Annotated in this window: 27 protein-coding genes and 1 tRNA gene; 10 read left to right on the top strand and 18 right to left on the bottom strand. The window is 68.6% G+C overall.

Features of this window, described 5'->3' with window-relative positions; genetic code table 11:
- From A9X01_RS02780 to A9X01_RS02740, 9 genes are all read right to left on the bottom strand, one after another.
- On the bottom strand, positions 1-431 hold a 431-nt coding region (locus A9X01_RS02780), incomplete at its 3' end, for an NAD(P)-binding domain-containing protein (RefSeq protein WP_172832432.1).
- A gap of 101 nt (positions 432-532) precedes the next feature.
- The gene (locus A9X01_RS02775) at positions 533-1,831 is read right to left on the bottom strand and encodes a DUF6779 domain-containing protein (protein ID WP_065119177.1); all 1,299 of its coding nucleotides are present in this window, start codon (positions 1,829-1,831) and stop codon (positions 533-535) included.
- A gap of 77 nt (positions 1,832-1,908) precedes the next feature.
- A complete protein-coding gene (locus A9X01_RS02770; protein ID WP_065119176.1) occupies positions 1,909-2,388 on the bottom strand; it encodes a DUF3180 domain-containing protein in 480 nt (159 codons plus the stop codon).
- Positions 2,388-2,888: a 2-amino-4-hydroxy-6-hydroxymethyldihydropteridine diphosphokinase gene (folK, locus tag A9X01_RS02765; RefSeq protein WP_065119175.1), complete on the bottom strand. Its 501-nt coding sequence runs from the start codon at positions 2,886-2,888 to the stop codon at positions 2,388-2,390. The genes A9X01_RS02770 and folK overlap by 1 nt, the downstream gene beginning before the upstream one ends.
- Entirely contained in the window at positions 2,885-3,286 is a 402-nt protein-coding gene (folB, locus tag A9X01_RS02760) for a dihydroneopterin aldolase (protein ID WP_065119174.1), read from the bottom strand. The genes folK and folB overlap by 4 nt, the downstream gene beginning before the upstream one ends.
- Complete coding sequence (folP, locus tag A9X01_RS02755) at positions 3,279-4,121, bottom strand: dihydropteroate synthase (protein ID WP_155771892.1); 843 nt, start codon at positions 4,119-4,121, stop codon at positions 3,279-3,281. Before folP ends, folB begins: the two co-directional genes overlap by 8 nt.
- On the bottom strand, positions 4,118-4,720 hold the full coding sequence (folE, locus tag A9X01_RS02750; RefSeq protein ID WP_065119172.1) for a GTP cyclohydrolase I FolE: 603 nt from the start codon (positions 4,718-4,720) through the stop codon (positions 4,118-4,120). Before folE ends, folP begins: the two co-directional genes overlap by 4 nt.
- Complete coding sequence (gene ftsH, locus A9X01_RS02745) at positions 4,717-6,924, bottom strand: ATP-dependent zinc metalloprotease FtsH (RefSeq protein WP_065119171.1); 2,208 nt, start codon at positions 6,922-6,924, stop codon at positions 4,717-4,719. Before ftsH ends, folE begins: the two co-directional genes overlap by 4 nt.
- Positions 6,925-7,078: 154 nt before the next feature.
- A complete protein-coding gene (locus A9X01_RS02740) occupies positions 7,079-7,492 on the bottom strand; it encodes a VOC family protein (RefSeq protein WP_065119170.1) in 414 nt (137 codons plus the stop codon).
- 82 nt (positions 7,493-7,574) lie between these two features.
- Here A9X01_RS02740 and A9X01_RS02735 point away from each other — a divergent pair, with 82 nt between their 5' ends.
- The 3 genes from A9X01_RS02735 to A9X01_RS02725 are packed head-to-tail and all read left to right on the top strand — an operon-like array spanning position 7,575 to position 10,737.
- Positions 7,575-8,540, top strand: coding sequence for an alpha/beta fold hydrolase (locus tag A9X01_RS02735; protein ID WP_065119169.1), 966 nt, complete (start codon positions 7,575-7,577; stop codon positions 8,538-8,540).
- Positions 8,537-9,724, top strand: a complete 1,188-nt coding sequence (locus tag A9X01_RS02730; protein ID WP_155771891.1) for an LLM class flavin-dependent oxidoreductase — start codon at positions 8,537-8,539, stop codon at positions 9,722-9,724. The genes A9X01_RS02735 and A9X01_RS02730 overlap by 4 nt, the downstream gene beginning before the upstream one ends.
- On the top strand, positions 9,724-10,737 hold the full coding sequence (locus tag A9X01_RS02725) for a zinc-binding dehydrogenase (protein ID WP_065119167.1): 1,014 nt from the start codon (positions 9,724-9,726) through the stop codon (positions 10,735-10,737). The genes A9X01_RS02730 and A9X01_RS02725 overlap by 1 nt, the downstream gene beginning before the upstream one ends.
- A 21-nt stretch (positions 10,738-10,758) precedes the next feature.
- Here the strand turns inward: A9X01_RS02725 and A9X01_RS02720 are convergent, their stop codons facing one another.
- Positions 10,759-11,976 (bottom strand): PPE family protein, encoded by a 1,218-nt coding sequence (locus tag A9X01_RS02720; protein ID WP_081282179.1) that lies wholly within the window; start codon positions 11,974-11,976, stop codon positions 10,759-10,761.
- Positions 11,977-11,993: 17 nt separating this feature from the next.
- Positions 11,994-12,293 carry a PE family protein gene (locus A9X01_RS02715; protein WP_065119166.1) on the bottom strand — a complete coding sequence of 100 codons (300 nt, stop codon included), beginning with the start codon at positions 12,291-12,293 and terminating at the stop codon, positions 11,994-11,996.
- Between the two features lie 614 nt (positions 12,294-12,907).
- Here A9X01_RS02715 and A9X01_RS02710 point away from each other — a divergent pair.
- Entirely contained in the window at positions 12,908-13,639 is a 732-nt protein-coding gene (locus tag A9X01_RS02710) for an SIMPL domain-containing protein (protein ID WP_065119185.1), read from the top strand.
- Between the two features lie 3 nt (positions 13,640-13,642).
- Here the strand turns inward: A9X01_RS02710 and hpt are convergent, their stop codons facing one another.
- Genes hpt through dacB form a run of 4 tightly spaced genes read right to left on the bottom strand, consistent with a single transcriptional unit; the run spans position 13,643 to position 17,668 of the window.
- Positions 13,643-14,260: a hypoxanthine phosphoribosyltransferase gene (gene hpt, locus A9X01_RS02705; protein WP_081282178.1), complete on the bottom strand. Its 618-nt coding sequence runs from the start codon at positions 14,258-14,260 to the stop codon at positions 13,643-13,645.
- Positions 14,257-15,219 (bottom strand): tRNA lysidine(34) synthetase TilS, encoded by a 963-nt coding sequence (tilS, locus tag A9X01_RS02700; protein ID WP_065119164.1) that lies wholly within the window; start codon positions 15,217-15,219, stop codon positions 14,257-14,259. The genes hpt and tilS overlap by 4 nt, the downstream gene beginning before the upstream one ends.
- Positions 15,198-16,238, bottom strand: coding sequence for a zinc-dependent metalloprotease (locus A9X01_RS02695; protein ID WP_065119184.1), 1,041 nt, complete (start codon positions 16,236-16,238; stop codon positions 15,198-15,200). The genes tilS and A9X01_RS02695 overlap by 22 nt, the downstream gene beginning before the upstream one ends.
- A gap of 41 nt (positions 16,239-16,279) precedes the next feature.
- Complete coding sequence (gene dacB, locus A9X01_RS02690) at positions 16,280-17,668, bottom strand: D-alanyl-D-alanine carboxypeptidase/D-alanyl-D-alanine endopeptidase (protein WP_155771890.1); 1,389 nt, start codon at positions 17,666-17,668, stop codon at positions 16,280-16,282.
- A gap of 89 nt (positions 17,669-17,757) precedes the next feature.
- Between dacB and A9X01_RS02685 the strand changes: the two genes are divergently transcribed.
- The 4 genes from A9X01_RS02685 to A9X01_RS02670 are packed head-to-tail and all read left to right on the top strand — an operon-like array spanning position 17,758 to position 20,619.
- Entirely contained in the window at positions 17,758-18,246 is a 489-nt protein-coding gene (locus A9X01_RS02685) for an inorganic diphosphatase (RefSeq protein WP_065035937.1), read from the top strand.
- Positions 18,243-19,535, top strand: a complete 1,293-nt coding sequence (locus A9X01_RS02680; RefSeq protein WP_155771889.1) for a hypothetical protein — start codon at positions 18,243-18,245, stop codon at positions 19,533-19,535. Before A9X01_RS02685 ends, A9X01_RS02680 begins: the two co-directional genes overlap by 4 nt.
- Before the next feature lie 33 nt (positions 19,536-19,568).
- Positions 19,569-20,264: a polyprenyl-phospho-N-acetylgalactosaminyl synthase PpgS gene (gene ppgS, locus A9X01_RS02675; protein WP_065119162.1), complete on the top strand. Its 696-nt coding sequence runs from the start codon at positions 19,569-19,571 to the stop codon at positions 20,262-20,264.
- Positions 20,265-20,277: 13 nt separating this feature from the next.
- Entirely contained in the window at positions 20,278-20,619 is a 342-nt protein-coding gene (locus A9X01_RS02670) for a DUF2304 domain-containing protein (protein ID WP_036363044.1), read from the top strand.
- Between the two features lie 76 nt (positions 20,620-20,695).
- Here the strand turns inward: A9X01_RS02670 and A9X01_RS02665 are convergent, their stop codons facing one another.
- On the bottom strand, positions 20,696-21,637 hold the full coding sequence (locus tag A9X01_RS02665; protein WP_065119182.1) for an NAD-dependent epimerase/dehydratase family protein: 942 nt from the start codon (positions 21,635-21,637) through the stop codon (positions 20,696-20,698).
- Here A9X01_RS02665 and A9X01_RS02660 point away from each other — a divergent pair.
- Complete coding sequence (locus A9X01_RS02660; RefSeq protein WP_065119161.1) at positions 21,603-23,405, top strand: hypothetical protein; 1,803 nt, start codon at positions 21,603-21,605, stop codon at positions 23,403-23,405. The two genes, A9X01_RS02665 and A9X01_RS02660, sit on opposite strands and share 35 nt — an antisense overlap.
- Positions 23,406-23,465: 60 nt before the next feature.
- Positions 23,466-24,590, top strand: coding sequence for a PE family protein (locus A9X01_RS02655; protein WP_065119160.1), 1,125 nt, complete (start codon positions 23,466-23,468; stop codon positions 24,588-24,590).
- 9 nt (positions 24,591-24,599) lie between these two features.
- Here the strand turns inward: A9X01_RS02655 and A9X01_RS02650 are convergent.
- Positions 24,600-24,675, bottom strand: a tRNA-Thr gene (locus A9X01_RS02650).
- A gap of 64 nt (positions 24,676-24,739) precedes the next feature.
- Complete coding sequence (locus tag A9X01_RS02645; protein WP_155771888.1) at positions 24,740-25,945, bottom strand: DNA polymerase III subunit delta'; 1,206 nt, start codon at positions 25,943-25,945, stop codon at positions 24,740-24,742.
- Positions 25,946-25,989: the final 44 nt, after the last annotated feature.

Below are 25,989 nucleotides of genomic sequence, written 5' to 3'. Positions count from 1 at the left end.
TCGGGCAGCCGCGCGATGTCCTCGTCAGCGCCGGTGAACGTCATGGCGGGATGGATCGCCAGCGGCATGCAGCCCTGTTCGGTCAGCGGAGCCAGTACGGAGACGCCGTTGGCGCCGGAGGTGTGGACCACGATCGTGCCCGGTCGCACCGCGGAGGTGGCGGCCAACCCAGCCACCAGGCCGGCCAGTTCGCTGTCGGGTACCGCCAGCAGCAGCAGTTCCGCGCCCACGGCCACGTCCGGCGGCGGCAGTACCGGGGTGTCCGGCAGGCGGCGCTGCGCCCACTGCAGGGACGCGTGGGAGATGGCACTGCATGCCACGACGACGTGGTCGGCGCGCTCCAGCGCGACTCCCAACGCGGTGCCCACCCGACCGGCGGAGACGATCCCCACCTTGAGCCTGGCCGGGCGCAAACCGTCGAACTGCCCCATCGCAGACGACCTCACAAATTTCTACGTTTCGTTCCAGTCCCGATTCTCGGGTACCGGACGGTCACTATGACTGTAGTCGATGAGGCGGCAGAGAACCCAGTTCACTCGTCCCGGCGGCGACGGCGGCCGCCTCCGCTGGGCTGGACCTGCAGCCGAGCCAGCAGGTCGGCGACGGTCTGGCCGCCGCTGGGCGGTTCGTTGTCGTCGGCTTGCTGGTTCAGCTCTTCGGCACTGCGGTGCCGGGGCGCGGGCACCGGCGGCTGGGGCAGCCGGGGCGGCGGCGGGGGCTCGTCCGGTACGGATTCGGTGCCGCGGGCGAGGCTGCTCACGCCGTACTCGCGGTACTCCGCCGAGTGCCGCGAGCGGGAGCGGCGACCGCCGCCGTACGGGGCCGCGAAGTCGCCTGAGCTCTCGCCTCTCTCGCCGGTGTTGTCGGGCTCGGCATCCCGGTAACGCCTCCTGCGACCCTGGGTCTGGCTGGACGGTTGGGGCGGTTCGGGCTGCCAGTGGCTGCCGGCCGTTCCCGGCGGCAACCACTGCCCGGCAGCGGTGACCGGCTGCCACTCGGTCGGCCGCGGCTCGGGCTGCGGCTCGGGGGCGGGCGGCGGTTGCGGCTGGAACTGCGGCTGTGGCTGGAATTGGGGCTCAAACTGCGGCTGCTGCGGCGGCGGGGGCGGTGTCGGCGGCGGCGGCGCGGGCCGATGACGCGGTTCGGGCTGCGCGGGAGGAACGTACTCCTGGACGGGGGCCGGCTGCCGCGGCGGCAACAGCGGTTCTTCCGGGACGTCGATGATCGCAACCTCGTCGGTCCGGGTGAGCGGATCCTCGTCGCGGCGGACCGCCGTGACCCGATCGCTGGGCACCCAGTCGGCGGGCGGGGCCTCGCCGTTCTGCGCGCCGTTGCGACCCCGGTCCGTCAGCGCCCGTGCGGCGTCCCCGCCCAGCGTCTCGAGCGCTGGGCGCTGTTCCAGGTCGGTGTCGAACAGGATCTCGAGGTTGGTTCGCAGCGCGGACAATTCCGCGCGCAGCGCGGCGATCTCGTCGGCGGCCTGGGCGCGCAGTTCGGCGGCCAGCTCGCGGCGCAGCTGCGACTCGACGGTCAGCTCGTATTCGCGGCGGGCCGAGATCTCTCGATCCAGCTGCAGGTCGTAAACCAGCTTCATATCGCGCGCCCGCGCCTGATCCGCCTCGGCCTGGCGGCGGTACAGCACCGACACGAAGGCGCCGGCGACGGCGGCCCACAGCGCCAGGATCACAGCGAGCTTGAGGAGTTCCACCCGATCGGTGAAAACCAACGCGGAACTGGCCCCGATTGCCAGGACCAGCAACGTCGTCAAGAGCACCCAACCCGGCCTGCGGCCGCCGCGCCGGACCCGGGCGCCGCGGGACAGAACGGTCATGGCCCCTGACTGTACCGGGCGAGGTCAGTTGGCGTGTCGCGCCTGCGCGGCGATTCTCGCGCCGAGTTCAGCACCGGCTAGGTCTCCGCTCCTTCGCCCTGCTCGCCCGGTTCCTGGGGCGGCGACTTGCAGCAATGCTGCAGCCACAGCGCGGCCACCAACAAGGCCAGAGCGCTGACGGCAGCCACCACCGCCCCGCCGGTGTCCTCCGCGGCCGCACGCATCCAGGACCGCCGCGGCAGGAAATACACCAGCACGCCCAACCACCACCCCAGCATCACCGCACCCACCCAGGCCGACGCCTTGGCGACCATCAGGCTGCGCGCCACCGCCAGCGGATGCAGCCAGCCGGGAGCGTCACCGATTTCGCCCTCGTTGATCTTGGCCCGCACGTTGCGGGCCCACAGCCCCTCGGCCACGGCGACCAGCAGCAGCGACACCCCACTCCACACCGTGATCGGCGGGAAATACCGGTACAGCACGGTGATCAGCAGGTAGCCCAGCACGGCGGCACCGAAGACGACCGCGGTCAGGTCACGTTTGCGGGTGGGGCCCATCAGGTGTCCAGCGTCCACGTCGTCGGGCGTACTCCGGCGCGTTCGTCGGGGTCGAGTTCGGCCAGCAGCTCCCGCACCGGCCTGCTCAGGTGAGCGGCCGGGTCGGCGTCCAGCCACGGCACCAAGACGAATGCCCGCACCTGCGCGCGCGGATGCGGCAACGTCAGATCGGGCTCATCCAGCGTGATCTCGTGGTGCGCGTCGTAGCAGGCGATCAGGTCGACATCCAGGCTGCGCGGCCCCCAGCGCACCGCCCGGACGCGGCCCGCGGCGCGTTCCAGCTCCTGCGCCCGGCGCAGCCAGGCGTGAGCGTCGCGCGCCGGATCCTCGGCGATCAGCACGGCGTTGAGGAACGGACCCTGTTCGACCCCGCCCCACGGGTCGGTCTCATACACCCGCGACACCGCCGTCACCGTGTCGCCCAGGCCGTCGGCCACCGACTGCAGCCGGGCCATCCGGTCGCCGAGGTTGGAGCCGATGGACAGCACCACGCGCGTCATACCGCCCCGCTCGCCGGGATCACCGAACCCCGACCGCCACGCCGGGACCGGCGGGTCACCACCGCCACGTCGTCGAACCCGTGCGGGATGGGCGCCTGCGGCTTGTGCACGGTCACCTCGACGGCGTGCAGGCGCTCGTCCTTGATCACCTCGTCGGCGATGTTGGCCCCGACGGTTTCGATCAGGTTCCGCGGTGTTCCGCCGACGATGTCGACGGCCAGCTGGGCCAGATCCGCGTAGTTGTAAGTGTCGGCCAGGTCGTCGCTGGCGGCCGCGGCCGCGAGGTCCATCCACACCGTGATGTCGACGACGAAGTCCTGACCGTCCCGCCGCTCATGTTCGAACACCCCGTGCCGGCCACGGATTGTCAAGCCCCGCAATTCGATTCGATCAGCCATCGCGCCCGTCCCCTTCCCCGCCCTGCCATGCCGCCACGACCTTGCGGGCGTCGACCGAAGCGCGCACGTCGTGCACCCGAACACCCCAGGCGCCGTGCAGCGCCGCCAAAGCCGAAATCACCGCGGTCGCGGTTTCCCGTCCGTCGGCCGCGCGCGGCGTACCGTCCGCGCCGGCCAGCAACGTGCCCAGGAATCGTTTGCGCGAGGCCCCGATCAACACCGGGAAGCCGGTGGCCACCAGCTCCGGCAGGGCGCGCAGCAATGCCCAATTGTGTTGGCCGGTCTTGGCGAATCCCAGTCCGGGGTCGATCAGCAACTTGTCGCTGTCGACTCCCGCGGCCACCGCGTCCTCCACGCTGGCGAGCAGGTCGGCGCGAACGTCGGCGACCACATCCCGGTAATGCGGTACCCGGTGCGGGTTGTCGACCGACACCGGACGCCAGTGCATCAGCACCCACGGCACGCGCGCCTCGGCGAGCAGCGGCGCCATCGCCGGGTCAGCGCGGCCACCCGACACGTCATTCACCAGCTGGGCGCCGTTCTCCAGCGCCGCGCGCGCGACCTGCGCGTGCATGGTATCGATGCTGACGGTGATGTGATGCGCCGCAAGGGCTTTGATGACCGGAACGACGCGCGCCGCTTCGACATCGGGTGCCACTCGGGCAGCGCCGGGCCGCGTCGATTCCCCGCCGACGTCGACGATGTCGGCGCCTTCGGCGGCCAATGCCAGCCCGTGCTGGACGGCGTCGTCGGCGTCAAGGTAGCGGCCGCCGTCAGAGAATGAGTCGTCCGTGACGTTGAGCACCCCCATAACCTGCACGGGCGCCAAACTCACTTACGCAGAATGAGATCGAGCGCTTCGGCTCGGGAGGCGGCGTCGGTCTTGAACTGACCGCGCACCGCCGAGGTCGTCGTAACAGCGCCCGGTTTGCGGACGCCGCGCATCGCCATGCACAGATGCTCGGCTTCTATCACCACGATGACCCCCAGCGGATTCAGCCGCTGCACCAGGGCGTCAGCGATCTGGCTGGTCAGGCGCTCCTGCACCTGCGGGCGCTTGGCGAAAAGGTCAACCAGGCGAGCGATTTTCGACAAACCGGTGACTCGACCGTCCGCGCCGGGGATGTAGCCCACGTGGGCCACCCCGTGGAACGACACCAGATGGTGTTCGCAGGTGGAGTACAGCGGGATCTCTTTGACGATCACCAATTCGTTGTGGTCTTCGTCGAACATGGTGTTCAACACCGAGGCCGGATCGGTGTAGAGCCCGGCGAAAACCTCCTTGTAGGCGCGGGCCACCCTGGCCGGCGTCTCCCGCAGCCCCTCCCGGTCCGGGTCTTCCCCGAGCGCGATCAGCAGCTCACGGACGGCCGCCTCAGCGCGTTGCTGGTCGAACACGTGCACCCGGGTACCCCTGGCATCCAGTTGCGTCATCCAAACCTCCCGCCGCGCTGATCGGACGGCTCGTCGGTTTCTTGGTCCTCGGTATCCGGTGCGGGATAGCTCGGCGCTTGGTTCGACGGTCGCGGCGGCCAGCCCGGCGCGTGCCAGTCGGCCGGGGCGCCGTAGTCGGGCTGAGTGGGTCCGTGCGATCCGTTGGCGCCCCGGGAGGCGCTGTCACCGTTGCCCTGCGACTCGCCCTTGGCCTCCTCGGCGGCCTTACTGGCCCGCGCGATGGCGGCCTTGAAGGCCGGCTCCGGCACCGGCTGCGGCCACGGCTCACCCCGCTCGATGGCCAGCTCCCCGGGGGTCTTGATCGGCGGTTTGTCGGACGGGATCCGGCCGCCGAAGTCGTCGAAGATGGTCAACCTCGGCCGCTTTTCGACGTCACCGAAGATCGCTTCCAGCTCGGGGCGGTGCAGCGTCTCCTTCTCCAGCAGCTCACCGGCCAGGGTGTCCAGCACGTCCCGGTACTCGGTGAGGATTTCCCAGGCCTCGGTGTGCGCGGCCTCGATGAGCTTGCGGATCTCCTCGTCGATTTCGCGGGCGACCTCGTGCGAGTAGTCGGCCTGGTTGCCCATGGTGCGGCCCAGGAACGGATCACCGTGTTCGGTGCCGTACTTCACCGCGCCCAGCCGCGCGCTCATGCCGTATTCGGTGACCATGGCCCGAGCCACCTTGGTCGCCTGCTCGATGTCGGACACCGCGCCCGTGGTGGGCTCGCGGAACACCAGCTCTTCGGCCGCGCGGCCGCCCATCGCGAACACCAGCTGGGCGATCATCTCCGAGCGGGTGCGCAGGCCCTTGTCTTCCTCTGGGACGGCAACCGCGTGCCCGCCGGTGCGCCCCCGGGCCAGGATCGTCACCTTGTACACCGGGTCGATGTCGGGCATCGCCCACGCCGCCAGGGTGTGTCCGCCCTCGTGATAGGCGGTGATCTTCTTCTCCTGCTCGCTGATGATGCGGCCCTTGCGCCGCGGGCCGCCGATGACCCGATCGACGGCTTCCTCGAGCGCTGGGCCGGTGATCACCGTGCCGTTCTCCCGGGCGGTCAGCAGCGCCGCCTCGTTCACCACGTTGGCCAGGTCCGCGCCGGTCATGCCGACGGTTCGCTTGGCCAGCCCGTCGAGGTCGGCGTCATCGGCGATCGGCTTGCCCTTGGAGTGCACCCGCAGGACCGCCCGCCGACCCGCCAGGTCGGGATTCGAGACCGGGATCTGCCGGTCGAACCGGCCGGGCCGCAGCAGCGCCGGGTCCAGGATGTCCGGCCGGTTGGTGGCCGCGATCAGGATGACCCCGGCGCGATCGCCGAAACCGTCCATTTCGACCAGCAGCTGGTTCAGCGTCTGTTCGCGCTCGTCGTGGCCGCCGCCGAGCCCGGCGCCGCGCTGGCGCCCCACCGCGTCGATCTCGTCGACGAAGATGATGCAGGGACTGTTTTGTTTTGCCTGTTCGAAAAGGTCACGGACGCGCGAGGCGCCGACACCGACGAACATCTCGACGAAGTCCGAGCCGGAGATGGTGAAGAACGGCACCCCGGCTTCGCCCGCGGCGGCGCGGGCCAGCAGGGTCTTGCCGGTACCCGGCGGGCCGTAGAGCAGCACGCCCTTGGGGATCTTGGCGCCGAGCGCCTGGTACCTGGAGGGGTTCTGCAGGAAGTCCTTGATCTCGTAGAGCTCCTCGACCGCCTCGTCGACGCCCGCGACGTCGGCGAAGGTGGTCTTGGGCATGTCCTTGGACAGCTGTTTGGCTCGGGACTTGCCGAAGCCGAAGCCCATCCGGGCGCCGCCCTGCATGCGGGAGAACATCACGAACAGACCCACCAGCAACAACAGTGGCAGCACATACACCAGCAGTTCGCCGACGATGCTGCCTTCATTGACGACGGTGGCGACCTTGGCGTTCTTGGCATTCAGCGCGTTGAACAGGTCGACGCCGTAGCCCGTCGGGTATTTGGTGATGACCTTGTCGGAGTTCTCGGTGTCGTTGTTGCCCTTCTTCAGGGTCAGCCGCAGCTGCTGTTCGCGGTCGTCGATCTGCGCGGACTTGACGTTGTCGCTGTTGATCTGGGCCATCGCCACCGAGGTGTCGACCGGCTTGTACCCGCGGGTGTCGTCGCTGAAGTAAAAGAACGACCAGCCGAGCAATACCAATACGGCGACCGCCGTCATCGTGCGGATCACGTTTTTACGGTTCATCACTCACGGCCGAGTCGGCCAGGTCCTTCCCAATACGCACACGTGGAAATGTCCAGGTTACCGCCCATGACGATCGCCGGGCTCCAACGGGACAACGATCGGGGGTTCCCGAAACCCCCGCCAAGCATGCGCCGGTTCACCTTCGCCGCCGGGATCACTCGTAATAGCGCGCCTCGATGACATTGCCGTCCGGATCGGGAAAGTAGTAACCCTGCGGCGCCCAGCCCTGCGCACCGAAGGAATTGTCGAGCCGCGCGCTGGTGTCTATCCCGGCCGCCTGCAGGCGCCGATCCAATTCGTCGTACTCCGACTTCGACATTGAGATGCAGACGTGGTTGACGCGATGGCCCGCGCTTCCCCCTACCTTCGTCATCGATTCGGTGACCGGCGCGCCTTCGGCCGCCATCAGATCGATGATCGAGTCCTCGCTCACCCGCACGCTCGGGAACGGCGCCGTGCCGGACTCGAACTCCTCGAAGCGCACCGGCGCCAGGCCCACCACCCGGGTATAGAAGTCCATCGATGTCCGCACGTCTTTTGTCCACAGCACCACATGGTCCAGTCGCATGGCTCACCATCATCCGCGGCAGCCCCGCCGATATCCACCGGCCAAGCTTCTCAGCCCGCTGCTGTTGTGATTTGGTGTGACGATGGGCTCCTCTACCGAACGGTTAGTTGACACCAACGGGGTGCGGTTGCGGGTGATCGAGGCCGGCGACCGCGGGGCGCCCGTGGTGGTGCTGTGCCACGGGTTTCCAGAGCTGGCCTACTCCTGGCGGCACCAGATCCCGGTGTTGGCCGACGCCGGTTATCACGTGTTGGCACCGGATCAGCGCGGTTACGGCGGCTCGTCGCGGCCGGAGGAACTCGCGGCTTACGACATCCACCACCTGACCGCCGACATCACCGGCTTGCTCGACGACGTCGGCGCCGAGCGCGCCGCGTGGATCGGCCACGACTGGGGCGCCATGGTGGTGTGGAACGCGCCACTGCTACACCCCGATCGCGTGGGTGCGGTGGCTGCACTGAGCGTCCCGCCGGTACCCCGCGCGAAACGGCCCGTCACGGTGGCCCTGAAGCGCACGTTCGGCGACAACTTCTTCTACATCCTGTATTTCCAGGAGCCCGGTGTCGCCGACGCCGAACTCGACGGAGATCCTGGCCGCACGATGCGCCGGATGATGGGGAGCCTGCAGCTATCCGGTGACCAGGACGCGGCGCTGCGCATGTTCGCACCCGGGTCCGAGGGATTCATCGACCGCCTGCCCGAGCCCGACGGACTCCCCGACTGGATCAGTCGGGACGAACTCGACCACTACGTCACGGAATTCAGCCGTACCGGATTCACCGGCGGGCTGAACTGGTACCGCAACATGGACCGCAATTGGGAGACCACCGCGCACCTGGACGGTGCCACGATCGAGGTGCCGTGCCTGTTCATCGGCGGCACTGCCGATCCCGTGTTGAGCTTCACCCGCAAAGACCGGGCCGCGGAGGTGGTCAGCGGCCCCTATCGCGAGCTGATGATCGACGGCGCCGGCCACTGGTTGCAGCAGGAGCGGCCCGACGAAGTGAACGCTGCGTTGTTGGAATTCCTCAAAGGAGTGGAATGGTGAGTACACCAATGCGATTTGGCGTCTTCATCACGCCGTTTCACCCGACCGGCCAGTCCCCCACGGTGGCACTGGAATACGACATGGAACGTGTCGTCGCGCTGGACCGGTTGGGCTACGACGAAGCATGGTTCGGCGAACACCACTCCGGCGGTTACGAATTGATCGCCTGCCCGGAGGTTTTCATCGCGGCCGCCGCGGAGCGGACCAAACACATCCGACTGGGCACCGGCGTGGTCTCGCTGCCCTATCACCACCCGCTGATGGTGGCGGACCGCTGGGTGCTGCTGGACCACCTCACCCGGGGGCGCGTGATGTTCGGCACGGGCCCCGGGGCGCTGCCGTCGGACGCCTACATGATGGGTATCGATCCCGTCGATCAGCGACGCATGATGCAGGAATCCCTCGAGGCGATCCTGGCGCTGTTCCGTGCCGCACCCGAAGAACGCATCGACCGCCACACCGAGTGGTTCACCCTGCGCGACGCACAGTTGCACATTCGTCCCTACACCTGGCCATACCCCGAGATATCCACGGCCGCAATGATTTCTCCGTCGGGACCCCGCCTGGCCGGGGCGTTGGGCACCTCGCTGCTGTCGCTGTCGATGTCGGTGCCCGGCGGCTACGCCGCGCTGGAGAACACCTGGGAGGTGGTGCGCGAACAGGCCGCCAAAGCGGGACGGGCCGAACCCGACCGCACCGACTGGCGGGTGTTGAGCATCATGCACATCGCCGACACCCGCGACCAGGCGATCGAGGACTGCACGTACGGGTTGATGGACTTTGCCAAGTACTTCGGCGCCGCCGGATTCGTACCGCTGGCCAACTCGGTTGAAGGCGCGCAGTCACCCCGGGAGTTCGTCGAAGACTATGCGGCCAAGGGGAATTGTTGCATCGGCACGCCGGAGGACGCGATCGCGCACATTGAGGATCTGCTGGAGCGCTCGGGCGGCTTCGGCACGTTGCTGCTGCTGGGCCACGACTGGGCCTCGCCGCAGGCGACCTTCCACTCCTATGATTTGTTCGCCCGCAAAGTGATTCCCTACTTCAAAGGTCAACTCGAAGCGCCCCGCGCGTCCCACGAGTGGGCCAAGGACAAGCGCGAGGAGCTGATCGGACGCGCGGGTCAGGCCGTGGTGCAGGCCATCACCCAGCACGTCGCCGAGCACGACGGCACCGAAAACTGATGCGCGCGTCGGTGCTACGTGGCGGGCGGATGGTCTACCGCGACGACGTGCCGGAACCCGTGCCGGGCCCGGGACAGGTGCTCGTTGCGGTCCGTGCGTGCGGAATCTGTGGCTCCGACCTGCATTTCGCCGCCCACGGCGCAAAGGTGGTGGCGCTGAGCAACGAGTTGGCCCGCGGTCGCGGCGGCATGGATCTCGACTTGGAGCGAGACATCTTCATGGGTCATGAGTTCAGCGCCGAGGTGCTCGAGGCCGGGCCCGACACCGAGACCCATCCGCCTGGGACTCTGGTCACCTCTTTGCCAGTCCTGCTCTCGGACAAGGGTGTTCAGCCGATCGTCTTCAGCAACACCGCGCTCGGTGGCTATGCCGAGCGGATGCTGCTCTCCGCACCGCTGCTGCTGCCCATCCCGGACGGGATGAATGTCAAACACGCCGCCCTGGCCGAACCCATGGCGGTGGGGTTGCACGCGGTCAACAAGTCGGAAATCCGGGTCGACGAGACCGCATTGGTGATCGGCTGCGGACCCATCGGAATCGCCATCATCGCCGCACTGAAGGCGCGGGGCGTGGAAACCATTGTGGCATCGGACTTCTCACCGAAGCGGCGGGAGCTGGCGGCGAGGATGGGCGCACATCAAACTGTGGACCCGGCTCAGAATTCGCCGTTTGACACCGTGAAAGCTCGCGTGGTGTTCGAGGCGGTCGGCGTTCCCGGCATCATCGACGACGTAATGCGGCGTGCCCGCAACGGAACCCGGCTGGTCGTCGCGGGGGTATGCATGGAGCCGGATGCGATTCACCCGTTCTTCGGCACCGCCAAGGAGATCAATATGCAGTTCGTCAACGCCTACACACCCGAGGAGTTCGGGGACGCGTTGCGCGCGATCGCCGAGGGCGACATCGACGTCGGTCCGTTGATCACCGGCGAGGTCGGCCTAAACCAGGTGGCGGCGGCCTTTGACGATCTGGCCGATCCGGACCGGCACTGCAAGATCCTGGTGACGCCGTAGCCGCCGCCACCCTCGTCACTCTTACCCCGCGAACGGTGGCCGCGTCATCACCGTGGGATGGAAGCCGTAGCGCGGCGCGTTGGCCGCACCGAGGCCGCGTCCGAGCCCGCCGGTAAGCGGCATGCCGCCCAGCAAGTGCTGGCTGGGCGCCGCGGCCTCAGCCATCGCGCCGGGCGTAGCAAGCGGCAGCGTTGCCATGCGCCCGATCCCGGGAGTCGCGGACGCCCAAGCATTCGGCACCGACAATCCACCGATCTGCGCGGCCTTACCGATGCCAGCCAAACCTCCGGCCCCGAGTCCCGAGAAGTTGAAGTTCTGCGGCAACGCCTCGAGCGCTTTGGCCGCACCTTCCGCGGCCTGTTTAGCTGCCGGGAAGAAAGTCTGACCCAGGCCGGTGATGTCCCTGAAGGTGGTTGCGAACAGTCGGGTGGGCGAAATCAGACGGATGAACGCATCGATGCCGCTGCCGGCGTTCAACGTCGACGATCCGGTCAGCGCCTCCAGCACGTCCCCGAGCGGCCCGTCGAAGGAGATCGAATCGCTGGTGAATTCGATCGGCAGACCCAACGCCGTAGCGGCGGGGTTAAGCGCGGACATGTTGCCCAGGGTGGTGGGCAGATTCGAAATCAACTGCTGCAGTTGCGGCACATCGGCGGCCGCGCTGCTGCTGACCGCCTGGCCGACCGCGGCGGCCTGTCCCGCCAACGCCGTTGGCGTCGTCGCGGGAGTCGGCGGGGTGAACGGTGTCAGCGCAGCCGCCTCCGCCGACGAGCCGGCGTAGCCATACATCACGCCGGCGTCCTGCGCCCACATTTCCGCGTAGTCGGCCTCGACCACGGCTATCGCCGGGGTGTTCTGGCCGAAGATGTTGGTCGCCACCAACTGCGCGAGCAGCGCCCGGTTGGCCGCGACCTCAACCGGCGGCACCGTCCCGGAGAACGCCGCCTCGTAGGCGGCGGCCGCGGCCGAGGCCTGGGCCCCGGCCTGTTCGGCCAGCAGAGAGGTGCTGTCCAACCAGGTCAAATGGGGTGCGACCGCGGCCGACATCGCCGCCGCGGCCGGCCCGATCCATGGTCCGGCGGTCAGGCCGGACAACAGCGACCGGTAGGACCCTGCTGTCGCGCGGAGTTCAGCGGCCAGCGATTGCCATCCGGCGGCCGCGGCCAGCATCGATCCGGCACCCGGCCCGGAGTACATCAACGTGGAGTTGACCTCCGGGGGAAGTAATGCGAAATCCACTGCTACTACTTTCCCGCCTAGCCGATGCTGGCGGCGTTGGCGGCCTCGGTGTCCGCGTAAGAACCTGCGGTGACGGCGAGTGTCGTGGCCAACTGCTCCTGTACGGCTGCTGCCTGCTCGCTGATCACCTGATATAGCCGTGCGTGCGCTGCGAACTGGGCGGCGGTCAGCTGCGAGACCACGTCGGCGGCGGCCGGAACCACCCCGGTTGTCGGTGCTGCCGCAAGTTCGTCCCCTGCCCGCGCCATTGCGTTGATGGACTGCAGTTCCCCGGCGACGCCCGCCACGATTTCGGGCCGGGCGATGACGAGTGACATTTGTGTTCCTCCCTTAGAGCACTTGCATCAGTGACTTCCAGCAACTGGTACGTCACTGACGCGCATCCTCCGTCAGGTTAGGCAGCCACACGCGCGCAACACAGGCTTCGGCAAACCTGTTCACTGTCGAGTTAGCAATTGTTCATTTGCTGGGGCCCTACGGACGGGCATTTGAATTCTTTCTATGAGTCTTATCTGAATCAAATATGATCGACAAGCTATATGAATTCTGCTGATTGGCCGGCCCAGCCGGGGCCATGGCGCGGGACAGGCCACACCGTCACCGTTATGTGACCTGCGTTACTTTCCAAAGACGCTGCTGCACAACGGGATTACGTCGCTTGACGGGAGGGCGCGGGGGTCGCCCGGACACACGCCGACGGGTTGCGTCGATGCGTACCCGGTCACGCTTATACTTCACACGCGACGCTTCACTCGCGCCGCCCTGAATGCTGCATCCTGTGATCGCAGGCGGCTCGGACGACGGCCGCCCTAGGCGCCAATTGCGCTCTCACACCTTTGCTCGCCAGATATTGCGGGGTAAACGGCCACATAACGGGACGGTGAACGGCCGGGATCACGATCCCCCGGCCAAAGAGACTAAGGTCCGAGCCATGCCGATTGCAAACCGCACCCGCAAAGTTTTCATCGCGGTGGCCGCCGGCCTGGCACTGGTCACCGCGTCGGCATGCGACGCACCGACCCCGGCCAACGCTCCACCCGCCGGTCCACGTCAGGTGACCGTGCTCGGATCCGGTCAAGTCCAGGGCGTCCCGGACACCCTGACCGCGGTCGTCGGTATCGAATTCATCGCCGCCGATGCGACCGCGGCGATGAACCAGACGAACGACCGGCAACAAGCGGTGATCAACGCGCTGCTCGGCGCCGGCCTGGACCGGCAAGACATTCGGACCACGCAAGTCGCCCTGCAGCCGCAATACACCGCGCCGGTGCCCACCGAAACCGCCGCGGTCGCCGGCTACCGCGCCGACAACACGATCGAGGTCCGAATCCACCCAACCGACGCCGCCTCGAAGCTGCTGGACCTCGTCGTGAGCACCGGCGGCAACGCGACCCGGATCCGCTCGGTGAACTACTCGATCGCCGACGACTCGCAACTGGTCAAGGACGCGCGTGCCCGCGCCTTCGAAGACGCCAAGACGCGTGCCCAGCAGTACGCCCAACTGTCCGGACTCAGGCTGGGCAAGGTGTTGTCCATTTCCGAGGCCGCGGGCACCCCACCCACTGCCGGTCCGCAACCCGCCCCCCGCGCCTCAATGGCGCCGCTCGAGCCGGGCCAACAGACGGTGAACTTCTCGGTGACCGCGGTCTGGGAACTGAGCTGACCGCTATTGGTAAACCCGCGGGTCCAACGTCCCGATGTAGGACAGGTCGCGGTAACGCTCGTCGTAGTCCAGGCCGTAGCCGACGACGAAGTCATTCGGGATGTCAAAGCCCACGTAGGTGATGTCGACGTTGGCGCCCACCGCTTCCGGCTTGCGCAGCAGCGTGCACACTCGCAGCGAGCGCGGATGGCGGCTGGTGAGGTTGCGCAGCAGCCAGGACAGCGTCAGGCCGGAGTCGACCACGTCCTCGACGATCAGCACGTCGCGGTCGTGGATGTCGCGGTCGAGGTCCTTGAGGATTCGCACCACGCCCGACGAGGACGTCGAGGAACCGTAGGAGCTCACCGCCATGAACTCGAACTGAGTTGGCAGCGGGATGGCGCGGGCCAGGTCCGTGACGAATAGCACCGCGCCCTTGAGGACGGTGATCAACAGCAGGTCCTGGCCGGTGGTTGCCGCCAGGTCACGGTAGTCCTCGCCGATCTGTGCGGCGAGCTCGGCGATGCGGGCCTGAATCTGCTCCTGGGTGAGCAGCACCGACTTGATGTCCCCCGGATACAGCTCGGCCGCCACGTGCACAGCGTGCCATGACTTGCTGTGAGGAACCAACGCAGCCGTCAAATTGCCTCCTGCCGCAACGTAAGTAGGCCGTTGCGGCGACCCGCCACCAGGCGCCGACCGCGCAGCGTCGAGCCGACGGCCACCCCACCCTGACCCCGCCATGCGGTCACCAGCGTGTCCACCCCGCGGATCTGCTTGTCGGTGAGGTTGATCGCGCCACCCCCCAGCAGCCACGCCCGGATCACCCGCCGTCGCACCGGTGCGGACAATCCGGACAGGGCGGCGGTGTCGAGCCCGTCTCCCGTTGTGACCTCGGGCAGCGCAGCGGCGGCGACGGCGTCGATCAAATCGGTGTCCTCGCGCAAGGCGGTCGCGGTGCGCGCCAGCGCCTCGGCCACGCCGCCGCCCAGGACCTCTTCCAGCAGCGGAAGCACCTCGTTGCGCAGCCGGGCCCGGGTGAAGCGGGGGTCCCGGTTGTGCGGATCCCACCACGGGTCGAGGCCGAGCTCGACGCACGCGGTGTGGGTCACCTGCCGGCGCACCCCGAGCAGCGGGCGACACCAGGGTGGATCGTAGGGACGCATGCCGGCGATGGACCGGGCGCCCGAGCCCCGGCCCAGACCCAGCAGCACCGTTTCGGCCTGGTCGTCGAGTGTGTGGGCCAGCAGCACCGGGCCGTCGCGATGGTGGTCCAGCGCGGCGTAGCGGGCGGCACGCGCCGCGGCTTCCGGGCCGCCATCACCGCCGACCTCGACGCGAAGCACCCGCGCCTGCTCGCATCCCAATGAAATAGCTTGCGCACGTGCCGTTTCCGCGATCTCAGCCGAAGCGGGCTGCATCCCGTGGTCCACGATCAGCGCGATGGTGGGCCGCAGCTTTGCGGCAACCGCGGTGAGCGCCAACGAATCCGGGCCGCCGGACAATCCCACGCACCAGCGTGCGTCCGTACCGGCCAACCGTGTCTGCGCGAATTCTGTTACGGCCCTGCGCAGTTGGGCTACAGCACCCTGTCGATCCATCGTTGGGGCTCGTCGATCTCGGCGGGCAACGGCAACGTTTCGGGGCTCGTCCACACGGTGTTGAAACGCTTCATGCCGACGCGCTCCACCACCTGGTCGACGAACACCTTGCCGCGGGTGTACTGGCTGAGCTTCGCCTCGACACCCAACAACGCACGCACCAGTCGCGCCAGCGGCGGTTGCTTGCGCTGGCGGCGTTCGTCGAACCTGCGGCGGATGGTGGCGACCGAGGGGACCACCATCGGGCCCACCGCGTCCATCACGTGCTCGGCATGACCCTCGAGCAGTGTGCCCAGGACCAGCAACTGATCGAGGGCTTTGCGCTGCGGCTCGGACTGCACCGCGCGCATCAAGCCCAGGATCCCGGTGGCATTGGTGTCGTCCGAACCGTTGCCGCGGGTCCGCACGTATTCGGCGAGCCGGCCGGCCACCTCACGGATGTCGTCGGCGGGCTCCTGGGTCAGCAGGCCCAGTGAGCTCGACATGTAGTCCGCGATCCACGGATTGGCGGTGAACTGCACTCGGTGGGTGACCTCGTGCAGACACACCCACAACCGGAAGTCGGACGGGTCGACCTTGAGCTGACGCTCGACGGCGATGACGTTCGGATACACCAGGAGCAGCGTTCCGGTGCGCTGGTCCTGGTGGCCGTTGAGGGAATTGAACGGGTCGTACTGCCCGAGGATGCCGGAGGACACGAACGCCAGCACCGCGCCGGTCTGCGCCCCGGTGAGCCGCCCGGTGATCAGGCCGCGTGGCTTCTCGCTGCCGTTGGTCATGGCGCGCATCGATTGAGCTGCCGCCCGGATCCATTCGGGACGGTCGACGACGCGGGCCGGCGGCACCGGGCCCTCGGTGATCAGGCCGGTGACGTCGCGAACGGGTGGCTCGGCCTGTTCGGCCGCCGTCAGTAACTGCGCCATCACCTGGCGGCGGGTGTAGTCGGAGGTCACCGGCCCGCCGCGGGCCAGTTTCTCGCCCACGGTGGCCGCAAACCCCCAGTCAACGGCGTTGCCCATGGTGAGTCCGGAGGACCCCGAGGACGAGGACGGGGGTTGGGTCACGTCGCGCACCCGCAGAACCACAGTCGGGTGGCCAGCGCGTCCAGTGCGTTGCGGCCGTTCGGGCCGGCGTCGTTGGACACGAACGCGAACGTCAGCACGCGGCCGCTGGCGTCCGTGAGCAGCCCGACCAGCGAGTTCACCGCGGTGAGCGAGCCGGTCTTGGCGCGTAACCAGCCCGCCGGCCCCTGGTCGGTGGACCGGTCCAGGAACCGTTCCCCGAGCGTGCCGCTGCCGCCGGCAATGGGCAGCAGATCCAGCAGGGCGCGCAGCGACGACTGGTCCGGTCCCGCGGCGGCCTGCACCGTGCCGTCCAGCGTGCGGGCGGTCAGCCGGTTGTTCACCGACAGCCCGCTGGAGTCGACCAGCGCGGTCCCGCTGGTGTCGACGTGTGCGGTGTTGAGCCGACTGGTCACTGCGTCGACCGCGCCGGTGAAACTGCGCGGCCGGTTGATCGCGGCCGCCACCTCGCGACCGATGCACTCGGCCATCACATTGTCGGAGGCGTTCATCATCTGGGACAGCCGCTGAATCAGCGGCGGCGACTGGACGACGGCCAACTGCCGGGCACCGGAGGGGGCCGAGCCGATCGTCACCGCACCCGGATCCAGGCCGAGCCCGATGGCCAATTCCCGTCCGGCGTCCAGCGCCGGGGTCCGGGATCGCCGCGAGTTCACGGTGGTGGGCTGGATGCGGCCCGCATCGATCATCGCCGCCTCGATCGGCGCGACGTCACCGTTGTCGACGTCTGCGGGGTCCCAGCCCGGCGCCATCGTCGGACCGCTGAACGCGGAGATGTCCACCTGCACCGATGTCGGCGTCACGCCGCTGCGGTGCACCTGTTCGACGAGATCGCTGATCCGCGCCGCCCCGTGATACCAGGTCTCCACTCCGGGAGGCGCCGCCGACAATGTCGGGTCGCCGGCGCCCACCAGCACGACCGGGCCCTGCGCGTTCTGCGCGGACGCCACCACCCGGGTGCTGATCCTGGCCTGCCGGTCCAGCGTGAGCAGGGCCGCGGCGGCGGTGAGGACCTTGTTGGTCGACGCCGGGATCATCGGCTGATCATCGAGCACGCGCCACAGTTCCTTGCCGGTCAGGGCATCGGTGACCCGCCCGCCCAGCCTGCCCAGGTTGGGATCGGCCGCGGCGGCGGCCAGGGCCGCGGCCACACCGCCGGCGCTGGGTGTGTCGGCGTTGTCGGCGACCGGTGACACCGCCGCCTTGACCGTGGGGGGCCGCGGCGGCGGCACCGGCGAGCGCGCGCCGCTGGTGCCGTGACCGCCCGTGGTGAACAGCACCGCCGCCGCCACGACGGCAGCGACGAACACAAGTACCACCAGCCCGATCAGCACGTGGGTGGACTTGCGCCAGCTTTTGGGGCCCATAGAGATCGTCGAACTCCTGTCGTCGCGTCCCATTCTGCCGAACCGGCCGCAAAGCATCCCCGCGGCACCCGCTGGATTAGTGTGTAGCCGTGCAATTCGACGTGACCATCGAAATCCCAAAGGGCCAGCGCAACAAGTACGAGGTCGACCACGAGACCGGCCGGGTGCGCCTGGACCGCTACCTCTACACCCCGATGGCCTACCCCACCGACTACGGCTTCATCGAGGACACCCTCGGTGAGGACGGTGACCCGCTGGACGCGCTGGTGCTGCTGCCGCAGCCGTTGTTCCCCGGCGTCCTGGTGGAGGTGCGCCCGGTCGGCATGTTCCGGATGGTCGACGAGGCGGGCGGCGACGACAAGGTGCTGTGCGTTCCGGCCGGTGACAATCGCTGGGACCACATCCAGGACATCGGCGACGTGCCGGAGTACGAACTGGAAGCCATCAAGCACTTCTTCGTGCACTACAAGGACCTCGAACCGGGCAAGTACGTCAAGGCCGCCGACTGGGTAGGCCGCGCAGAAGCCGAGGCCGAGGTGCAGCGTTCGGTGGAGCGGTTCAAGACCGAAGGACACTGAACCGTAGTGTCGCCACGGTGACGGACGGCGCGGCGACACCGGCAGCCGCGGGGGCGTCGGTCGGCCCGGTCGCGCGCAGCAGCGTCGTCAGGGTCGGGATAGCGACGGCGCTGACCGCGTTGTGCGGCTACGCGGTGGTCTATCTGGCCGCGCGCAACCTGTCCCCGAGCGGCTTCTCCATTTTCGGGGTGTTTTGGGGTGCGTTCGGTCTGGTCGGTGGGGCCGCCAACGGCTTACTGCAGGAAACCACCCGGGAAGTCCGCGCCATGCAGTACCTGGACGCCCCGGACGAATCGCGGATCCGTCCGCTGCGTGTGGCCGGGATGGTCGGTCTGATCTCGGCCGCCCTCATCGCGGGCAGTTCACCATTGTGGGCCGGGCGCGTGTTCGTCGAGGCGCGCGGGGAGTCGATCGCGCTGCTCAGCGTGGGATTGGCCGGCATCTGTCTGCATTCGACCCTGCTGGGCATGCTGGCCGGGCTCGATCGATGGGGGCAGTACGGAACGCTGATGGTGACCGACGCGGTGATGCGCGTGACGGTCGCCGCGGTCACGTTCGTGGTCGGCTGGGGGCTGGTCGGCTACCTGTGGGCAACGGTTGCCGGCTCGGTGGCGTGGCTGATCATGCTGGTCGGCTCGCCGAAGGCGCGCGCCGCGGCGCGTGTGCAAACCCCCGGCAACACTCCGACGTTCCTGCGCGGCGCCGCCCACTCCATCACGGCGTCGGGCGCCAGCGCGATCCTGGTGATGGGTTTCCCGGTGCTGCTGAAGCTGACGTCGGCCGACCTGGGCGCGGAGGGTGGCGTGATCATCCTGGCCGTGACGCTCACCCGGGCGCCGCTGCTGGTGCCGCTATTTGCGATGCAGGGCAATCTGATCGCCCACTTCGTTGACGAACGCAGCCACCGCTTGCGCGCGCTGGTATCCCCCGGGCTGCTGGTCGCGGGGATCGGCGGGCTGGGTGTGCTGCTGGCCGGGCTGGTGGGGCCGTGGCTACTGCGGTCCGCGTTCGGATCGGACTACCAGGCCAGCAGCGCGCTGTTGGCCTGGCTGACGGCCGCAGCGGTGGCCATCGCCCTGCTCACACTCACCGGTTCGGCGGCGGTCGCGGCCGCGCTGCACCGCGCGTATTCGCTCGGGTGGGTTGCCGCCACCGTGGCCGCCGGGTTGCTGCTGATGCTGCCGCTGGCGCTGGAGACCCGCACCGTGGTGGCCCTGTTCTGCGGTCCGCTGGTGGGAATCGGCGTCCATCTCCTCGCCCTGGGGCGTGGCGGACGCGCCGACGGCTGATCACCCGGTCCGACGTGTACTTTGTGGCTTGCAATGGGTTCTGATACGCGCGACGTCTGGATCGTCGTCCCCAACTTCAACGAAGGCCCCGTTATCGGCGAGGTGATCTCCGAGCTGCGCTCGGTCTTCGACAACGTTGTCTGCGTGGACGACGGCAGCTCCGACGGCAGCGGCGAGATCGCCCGGTTGGCCGGAGCCCACCTGGTGCGCCATCCGATCAACCTGGGCCAGGGCGCGGCCATCCAGACCGGCATCGAGTACGCCCGCAGCCAGCCCGGCGCCAAGGTCTTCGCCACCTTCGACGCCGACGGCCAGCACCGCGTGAAGGACCTGTCCGCGATGGTGGACCGGCTTCTGGTCGGTGACGTCGACATCGTGATCGGCACCCGATTCGGCCGGCCGGTCGGCAGCCGGCCCCCGTTCCTCAAACGGGTGGTCCTGCAGACTGCTGCGCGCCTCAGCCGGCGCGGCCGGCGGCTGGGCCTGACCGACACCAACAACGGTCTGCGGGTATTCAACAAGACCGTCGCCGACGGGTTGAACATCACCATGAGCGGCATGAGCCACGCCACCGAGATTGTCATGATGATCGCCGAAAACCAGTGGCGGGTAGCCGAAGAGCCGGTCGAGGTGCTCTATACCGAGTACTCCAAATCGAAGGGTCAGCCGCTACTGAACGGCGTCAACATCATCTTCGACGGGTTCCTGCGCGGGAGGATTCGGCGTTGACAAGGACGAAGAAATGAACTGGATCAAGGTGCTGCTGATCGGCTCGATCATCGCGTTGCTGATCTTCTTGCTGCGATCGCGCCGCAGCGCGCGGGCGCGGGCGTGGGTCAAGGTCGGTTACGTGCTGTTCGTGCTGCTGGGCATCTACGCGGTGTTGCGGCCAGATGACACGACGGTGGTGGCGCACTGGTTCGGGGTCAACCGCGGCACGGATTTGATGTTGTACGCCCTGATCATGGCGTTCAGTTTCACCACGTTGAGTACTTATATGCGGTTCAAGGACCTGGAGTTGCGCTATGCGCGGCTGGCTCGGGCCATCGCCTTGGAGAGCGCGCAGGTCCCCGAGCCGCGCTAGCGGTTTGCGCGAGCAGTCGCAAAAGCACCCGACACGCCGTGCGTGCGGGTGCTTTTGCGTCTGCTCGCCATAGCTACTAGGCCCGCTGGCTTCGGAAGAAATCCACGGTCCGGCGTACACCCTCATCGAGACCGACCTGCGGTCTCCAGCCCAAAACCTCTGCCGCCAGACCGATGTCGAGGCAGGACCGGCGCAGGTCGCCCAGCCGGGGCGGGTGGAACTCCGGGTCGTCCGGACCGCCGACCGCGGCGGCCACCGCCGAATGCAGCTGGCGGTCCGAGGTTTCGAGCCCGGTGCCGACGTTGAACCGCTGACCGCCACCCGCATCACCGGATGCCCGCACGAAGGCGTCCACCACATCGTCGACGAACACGTAGTCCCGGGTGTTGGAGCCGTCCCCGAAAACCTTGGTGGGCTTACCTTCCAGCAGCGCCTGCGCGAAGATCGCGACCACACCGGCCTCGCCGTGCGGGTCTTGGCGCGGACCGTAGACGTTGGCCGGCGCGATGTGTGAGCAGTCCAGCCCGTACAGATGCCGGAAGGTGTTGAGATAGATCTCACCGGCCACTTTGCCCGCGGCATAGGGCGAAGCGGGGTCGGTCGGCACCGTCTCCGGTGTCGGGTACTGCGGCGGAACACCGTAGATGGAACCCCCGGACGAGGTGTGCACCACCTTGCGGACACCGGTGCGCCGGGCCGCTTCGGCGACTCGCACGGTGCCGATCACGTTCACCGAAGCGTCGAACTGCGGGTCCGCCACCGAGTGCCGCACATCGATCTGAGCAGCCAGGTGAAAGACCACCTCGGGCTTGTGCTCGTCGAAGATCGACTCCAGGTCGGCGGACACGATGTCGGCCTCGACGAAGACGTGCCCGGTGTTGCCGGCCAGGTGTTCCAGGTTGGTCGCGCGGCCGGTCGCGAAGTTGTCCAGGCTCACGACCGTGTGGCCGTCGGCCAGAAGACGGTCGACTAGCGTCGACCCGATGAAACCGGCTGCCCCGGTGACCAGTGCGCGCACCGGCCCACCATACCGACTGGCGCTGGCGGCAGCCGCGCTGCTCGTGGCGCAGCTCGGGATCCGGGCGGTACTGGCGTTCGGTGGCTATTTCTATTGGGACGATCTGATTCTCGTCGGCCGGGCCGGGACACAGGGGTTGTTGTCACCGTCCTATCTGTTCGACGACCACGACGGGCACGTGATGCCCGGCGCCTTCCTGCTGGCCGGGGCCATCATCCGGCTGGCGCCGCTGGTGTGGACGTGGCCGGCGGTCAGCCTGGTGGTGCTGCAGCTGTTGGCATCCCTGGCGTTGCTACGGACGCTGTACGTGATCCTGGGGTGGCGGCCGGTGCTGCTGATCCCCTTGACGTTCGCGCTGTTCACTCCGCTGGGGGTGCCGGGATTCGCGTGGTGGGCGGCCGCGCTGAACTCACTGCCGATGCTGACTGCGATGGCCTGGGTGTGCGCCGATGCGGTGCTGCTGATCCGCACCGGCAACCAGCGCTACGCAGTCACCGGTGTGCTGGCCTATCTCGGCGGCCTGCTGTTCTTCGAGAAGGCGGCGGTGATCCCGTTCGTCGCGTTCGCGGTGGTGGGCCTGCTTCAGCACGTGCAAGGTGAAGCCAATCCGCTGCGCACGGCCTGGCGGGCGGGTGCGCGGCTGTGGGTGGCGTCGCTGGCGATCACGCTGTGCTGGGTAGCGCTGTACCTGTCGGTGGTGAACCAGCGGCGATGGAGCTCGGATCTGGCGATGACGTGGGCGCTGTTGCGCCGTTCGATCACACACGGGATAGTCCCGGGGCTGGCCGGCGGCCCATGGGACTGGGCGCGATGGGCGCCGGCCTCGCCGTGGGCCACGCCGCCGGTCTCGGTAATGGTGCTCGGATGGCTGGTTCTGGCTGCAGCGCTTGCTGTTTCGCTGGTACGCAAGCAGCGGATCGGGCTGGTATGGCTGACCGCGGCGGGCTACGCCGTCGCCTGCCAGGTGCCCATCTATCTGATGCGCTCGTCGCGGTTCACCGCCCTCGAACTCGCCCAGACGCTTCGGTATTTCCCTGATCTGGTGGTGGTGCTGGCACTGCTGGCGGCGGTCGCGTTCACCGCGCCAAACCGGGAATCGGCCCGCCGGCTCGACGCATCCCGGCTGCGTACCGTGCTGACATGCGTTGCGGCGCTGTTGTTTTTGATCAGCAGCGGATATTCGACGGCCACGTTCCTCACCTCGTGGCGGGACAACCCGGCGGAGCCCTATCTGAAAAACGCCCAGGCCGGCCTGGCGGATACAAACAGGGCGGTGCCGCTGCTGGACCAGGAAGTCGACCCGCTGGTACTCCAGCGGGTGGCTTGGCCGGAGAACCTGGCCAGTCACATGTTCGCCCTGATCCGCGAGCGCCCTGAATTCGCCTCCGCGACAACACAATTACGAGTTATCGACAGCAAAGGCCGGCTGGTCGACGCTCGGGTGACCTGGGTGCGGACGATAGCGCCCGGCCCGGTGCCGCAATGCGGCTACTTCGTCCAGCCCGACCAGCCGGCCCGCCTGCTTCTGGACGGGCCGCTGCTTCCGGCGGAGTGGACCGTTGAACTCAATTACCTCGCCAATTCCGATGGTTCGATGGTGCTGGCATTGTCCGAGGGCCACGAGGTCAAGGTGCCCGTGCATCCGGGCCTGAACCGCGTGTATGCCCGGCTGCCCGGGGCCGGGGATGCCATCGTGGCGCGAGCCACCACTACCGCGCTCTCGGTCTGCCTCGCGTCGGGGCCCGTCGGGTTCCTGGCCCCGGCCTGATCTTGTGATCCGCGCGCTGCCCGGCTGAAACGTTCTGAACCTCGATCTCGATACCTGGTTGTGTCGGAGTTGATCGCGGTCCCCGAGCTGATGGCCGCCGCCGCTACGGATCTATCCCGCCTCGGGTCGTCGCTGACCCTAGCCAACCTGGTTGCGGCCCTACCCACCTCAGCGCTACCTGCCGCGGGAGCCGACGAGATCTCGGCCGCGGTCGCAGCGCTGTTCACCGGGCATGCGCGCGAGTATCAGGAGCTCAGCGCCCAGGCGGCGGCGTTCCACCAACGCTTCGTGCAGTTGCTGACCGGCGGCGCCGGGTCGTATGCGAGCGCCGAGGCGACCAACGCCGGGCCGCTGCAACCGGTGCTTGATCTGATCAATGCCCCGACCCAGACGCTGCTGGGCCGCCCGCTGATCGGCAATGGGGCCAACGCGACGACGCCGGGTGGAGCGGGCGGGGCCGGCGGGTTGTTGATCGGCAACGGCGGCGACGGCGCGACCGGTGTGCCGGGCGGCACCGGAGGGGCCGGTGGGGACGCCGGACTGATCGGGATCGGCGGGGCCGGCGGTGCGGGCGGTATCGGCGGCGGTACCGGTGGTGCCGGCGGCGCCGGCGGACGGCTGCTCGGATTCGGCGGATTGGGCGGTGCAGGTGGCGCCGGTCTGCTCGGCGGTGCCGGCGGCAACGGTGGTGCCGGCGGCCAGGGCGCGCTGCTGTTCGGCCGCGGCGGTTTCGGGGGCGCCGGCGGCCAGGGTGGCGCAGCCGACGCCGGCGGCGTGGGTGGGGCCGGCGGCGCTGGTGGTGCCGGCGGCGCGGCCGGCGTTCTGCTGGGCAACGGCGGCCACGGGGGCGCGGGCGGTGACGGTGGCGGCGCCGCGGGCATTGCCGGCGGGCTCGGCGGTGAAGGCGGCGCGGGTGGCGACGGCGGCACCCCGGGGCTGGTCGGCACCGGCGGGATAGGCGGCGCAGGAGGCGCGGGCGGCATCGGGGGACCGGGTGGGACCGGCGGTGACGGCGGCGCGGGCGGCGCGGGCGCACCGGCGAAATACGTGGGCAGCGGCGGCGACGGCGGGGCCGGCGGCGTCCCGGGCCTGCCGCTGGGCACTGGCACCGGCGGCCCGGGCGGGCCGGGCGGCACCAAAGGCGCGATATTCGGCGAGGACGGGCTGCCCGGACCGGGCGGATGACACGAAATATGGAGCCGCCTAGGAGAATCGAACTCCTGACCTATTCATTACGAGTGAATCGCTCTACCGACTGAGCTAAGGCGGCGGTACCCGATAGTCGGGCGGCACGAGTCTACGGCAGGCGGCCCATCGCGCCCAACTCCGGCAACTCAGCGCAGTTCCTGCCCGATGGTCGCGACCATGGCATCGACGGCGAACTTGGGTTTGACGTTGATCGCCAGCGCTTCCCGGCATTCCAGCACGGCTTCGATGCAGCGCAGCAGCCGATCGGGGCTTGCGTGCCCGGCCAGCGAGCTCACCCGCTCGGCCATGTCGGGGTGGTTGGCCCGAACCTGGCCCGCGTCCGCCGACACGACCAGCGCATCCCGGAAATAGGTGGCCAGGTCGATCAGCGCACGGTCCAGGGCGTCGCGCGAGGCCCTGGTCTGGCGGGACTTCTGCCGTCGCTCCAGATCCTTGATCGCACCGGCGGCCCCTCGCATCGCCCCGGCAGCGCCTTTGCCCGTGCCACCGGCTCCCAGCGCCGTCCGTAGCTCCTCGGTCTCCACCTCGGCGCGCCCGGCGGTCAACGCCACCGCCTCGGCTTCGGCGGCGGTCACCAAATCCTCCGCCGCGGCGTATGCCCGGGCGGGCCGCACGGCGTCGCGGACCAGCTCCAGCGCCTGTTCTCGTCGCTGCCGGGCGTCGGAGTCGGTGGCCAGCCGGCGGGCGCGGCCGACATGACCGCCGCTGACCGATGCCGCCCAATTCGCGACGTCGGCGTCCAGCCCATCACCGTCGATGAGTACCTGTGCGATGGCCTCGGTGGGCGGCGTGACGAGCGCGACATGCCGGCACCGCGACCGCAGCGTGATTGCGATGTCCTCCGGGTCCACCGATGGGGCACACAGCAGGAAGACGGTGGACGGCGGCGGCTCCTCGACGACCTTCAGCAACGCATTGGCCGCGCCTTCGGTCAAGCGGTCGGCGTCCTCGATGACGACGATCTGGTGGCGCCCCGTGGTCGGCCGCCGGGACGCGATCTGGACGATGCCGCGCATCTCGTCGACACCGATCGACAGCCCTTCGGGGATGACCCGTCGGACGTCGGCATGGGTGCCGGCCATGGTGGTCGTACACGCTCGGCACTCGCCACACCCCGGCGGGCCGTCGGAGGTGCACTGCAGGGCCGCCGCGAAGCACAGCGCCGCGACGGACCGCCCGGACCCCGGCGGGCCGGTGATCAGCCAGGCATGTGTCATATTCCCTTCGCCGGAGGGGCTGTGAGTCGCGTCACCGCGTGCGGATCTGGCCGCCGCGAGCAGCTCGGCCTCGACCACTTCCTGGCCTACCAGCCGCGTAAACACTCCCGTCATCCCCGGCAACATTAGTGAGCTCCACCGACGGATACCGATCAGCG

Source organism: Mycobacterium asiaticum (genome assembly GCF_001668675.1).
GTDB classification, from domain to species: Bacteria; Actinomycetota; Actinomycetes; order Mycobacteriales; family Mycobacteriaceae; genus Mycobacterium; species Mycobacterium asiaticum_D.
The sequence above is the reverse complement of the archived record's forward strand: the minus strand, read 5'-3'. Positions and strand labels throughout refer to the sequence as shown.

Bases quoted from the DNA above. Each gene is read 5' to 3' on its own strand.
- ftsH (WP_065119171.1), bottom strand. From the start codon at position 6,924: ATGAACCGTAAAAACGTGATCCGCACGATGACGGCGGTCGCCGTATTG.
- A9X01_RS02715 (WP_065119166.1), bottom strand. From the start codon at position 12,293: ATGTCACTCGTCATCGCCCGGCCCGAAATCGTGGCGGGCGTCGCCGGG.
- A9X01_RS02740 (WP_065119170.1), bottom strand. From the start codon at position 7,492: ATGCGACTGGACCATGTGGTGCTGTGGACAAAAGACGTGCGGACATCG.
- dacB (WP_155771890.1), bottom strand. From the start codon at position 17,668: ATGGGCCCCAAAAGCTGGCGCAAGTCCACCCACGTGCTGATCGGGCTG.
- A9X01_RS02670 (WP_036363044.1), top strand. From the start codon at position 20,278: ATGAACTGGATCAAGGTGCTGCTGATCGGCTCGATCATCGCGTTGCTG.
- A9X01_RS02770 (WP_065119176.1), bottom strand. From the start codon at position 2,388: ATGGGCCCCACCCGCAAACGTGACCTGACCGCGGTCGTCTTCGGTGCC.
- A9X01_RS02645 (WP_155771888.1), bottom strand. From the start codon at position 25,945: ATGACGGGAGTGTTTACGCGGCTGGTAGGCCAGGAAGTGGTCGAGGCC.
- folB (WP_065119174.1), bottom strand. From the start codon at position 3,286: ATGGCTGATCGAATCGAATTGCGGGGCTTGACAATCCGTGGCCGGCAC.
- A9X01_RS02775 (WP_065119177.1), bottom strand. From the start codon at position 1,831: ATGACCGTTCTGTCCCGCGGCGCCCGGGTCCGGCGCGGCGGCCGCAGG.
- folK (WP_065119175.1), bottom strand. From the start codon at position 2,888: ATGACGCGCGTGGTGCTGTCCATCGGCTCCAACCTCGGCGACCGGATG.
- ppgS (WP_065119162.1), top strand. From the start codon at position 19,569: ATGGGTTCTGATACGCGCGACGTCTGGATCGTCGTCCCCAACTTCAAC.
- A9X01_RS02735 (WP_065119169.1), top strand. From the start codon at position 7,575: ATGGGCTCCTCTACCGAACGGTTAGTTGACACCAACGGGGTGCGGTTG.
- A9X01_RS02660 (WP_065119161.1), top strand. From the start codon at position 21,603: ATGAAACCGGCTGCCCCGGTGACCAGTGCGCGCACCGGCCCACCATAC.
- A9X01_RS02710 (WP_065119185.1), top strand. From the start codon at position 12,908: ATGCCGATTGCAAACCGCACCCGCAAAGTTTTCATCGCGGTGGCCGCC.
- A9X01_RS02695 (WP_065119184.1), bottom strand. From the start codon at position 16,238: ATGGGCAACGCCGTTGACTGGGGGTTTGCGGCCACCGTGGGCGAGAAA.
- tilS (WP_065119164.1), bottom strand. From the start codon at position 15,219: ATGGATCGACAGGGTGCTGTAGCCCAACTGCGCAGGGCCGTAACAGAA.
- folE (WP_065119172.1), bottom strand. From the start codon at position 4,720: ATGACGCAACTGGATGCCAGGGGTACCCGGGTGCACGTGTTCGACCAG.
- A9X01_RS02725 (WP_065119167.1), top strand. From the start codon at position 9,724: ATGCGCGCGTCGGTGCTACGTGGCGGGCGGATGGTCTACCGCGACGAC.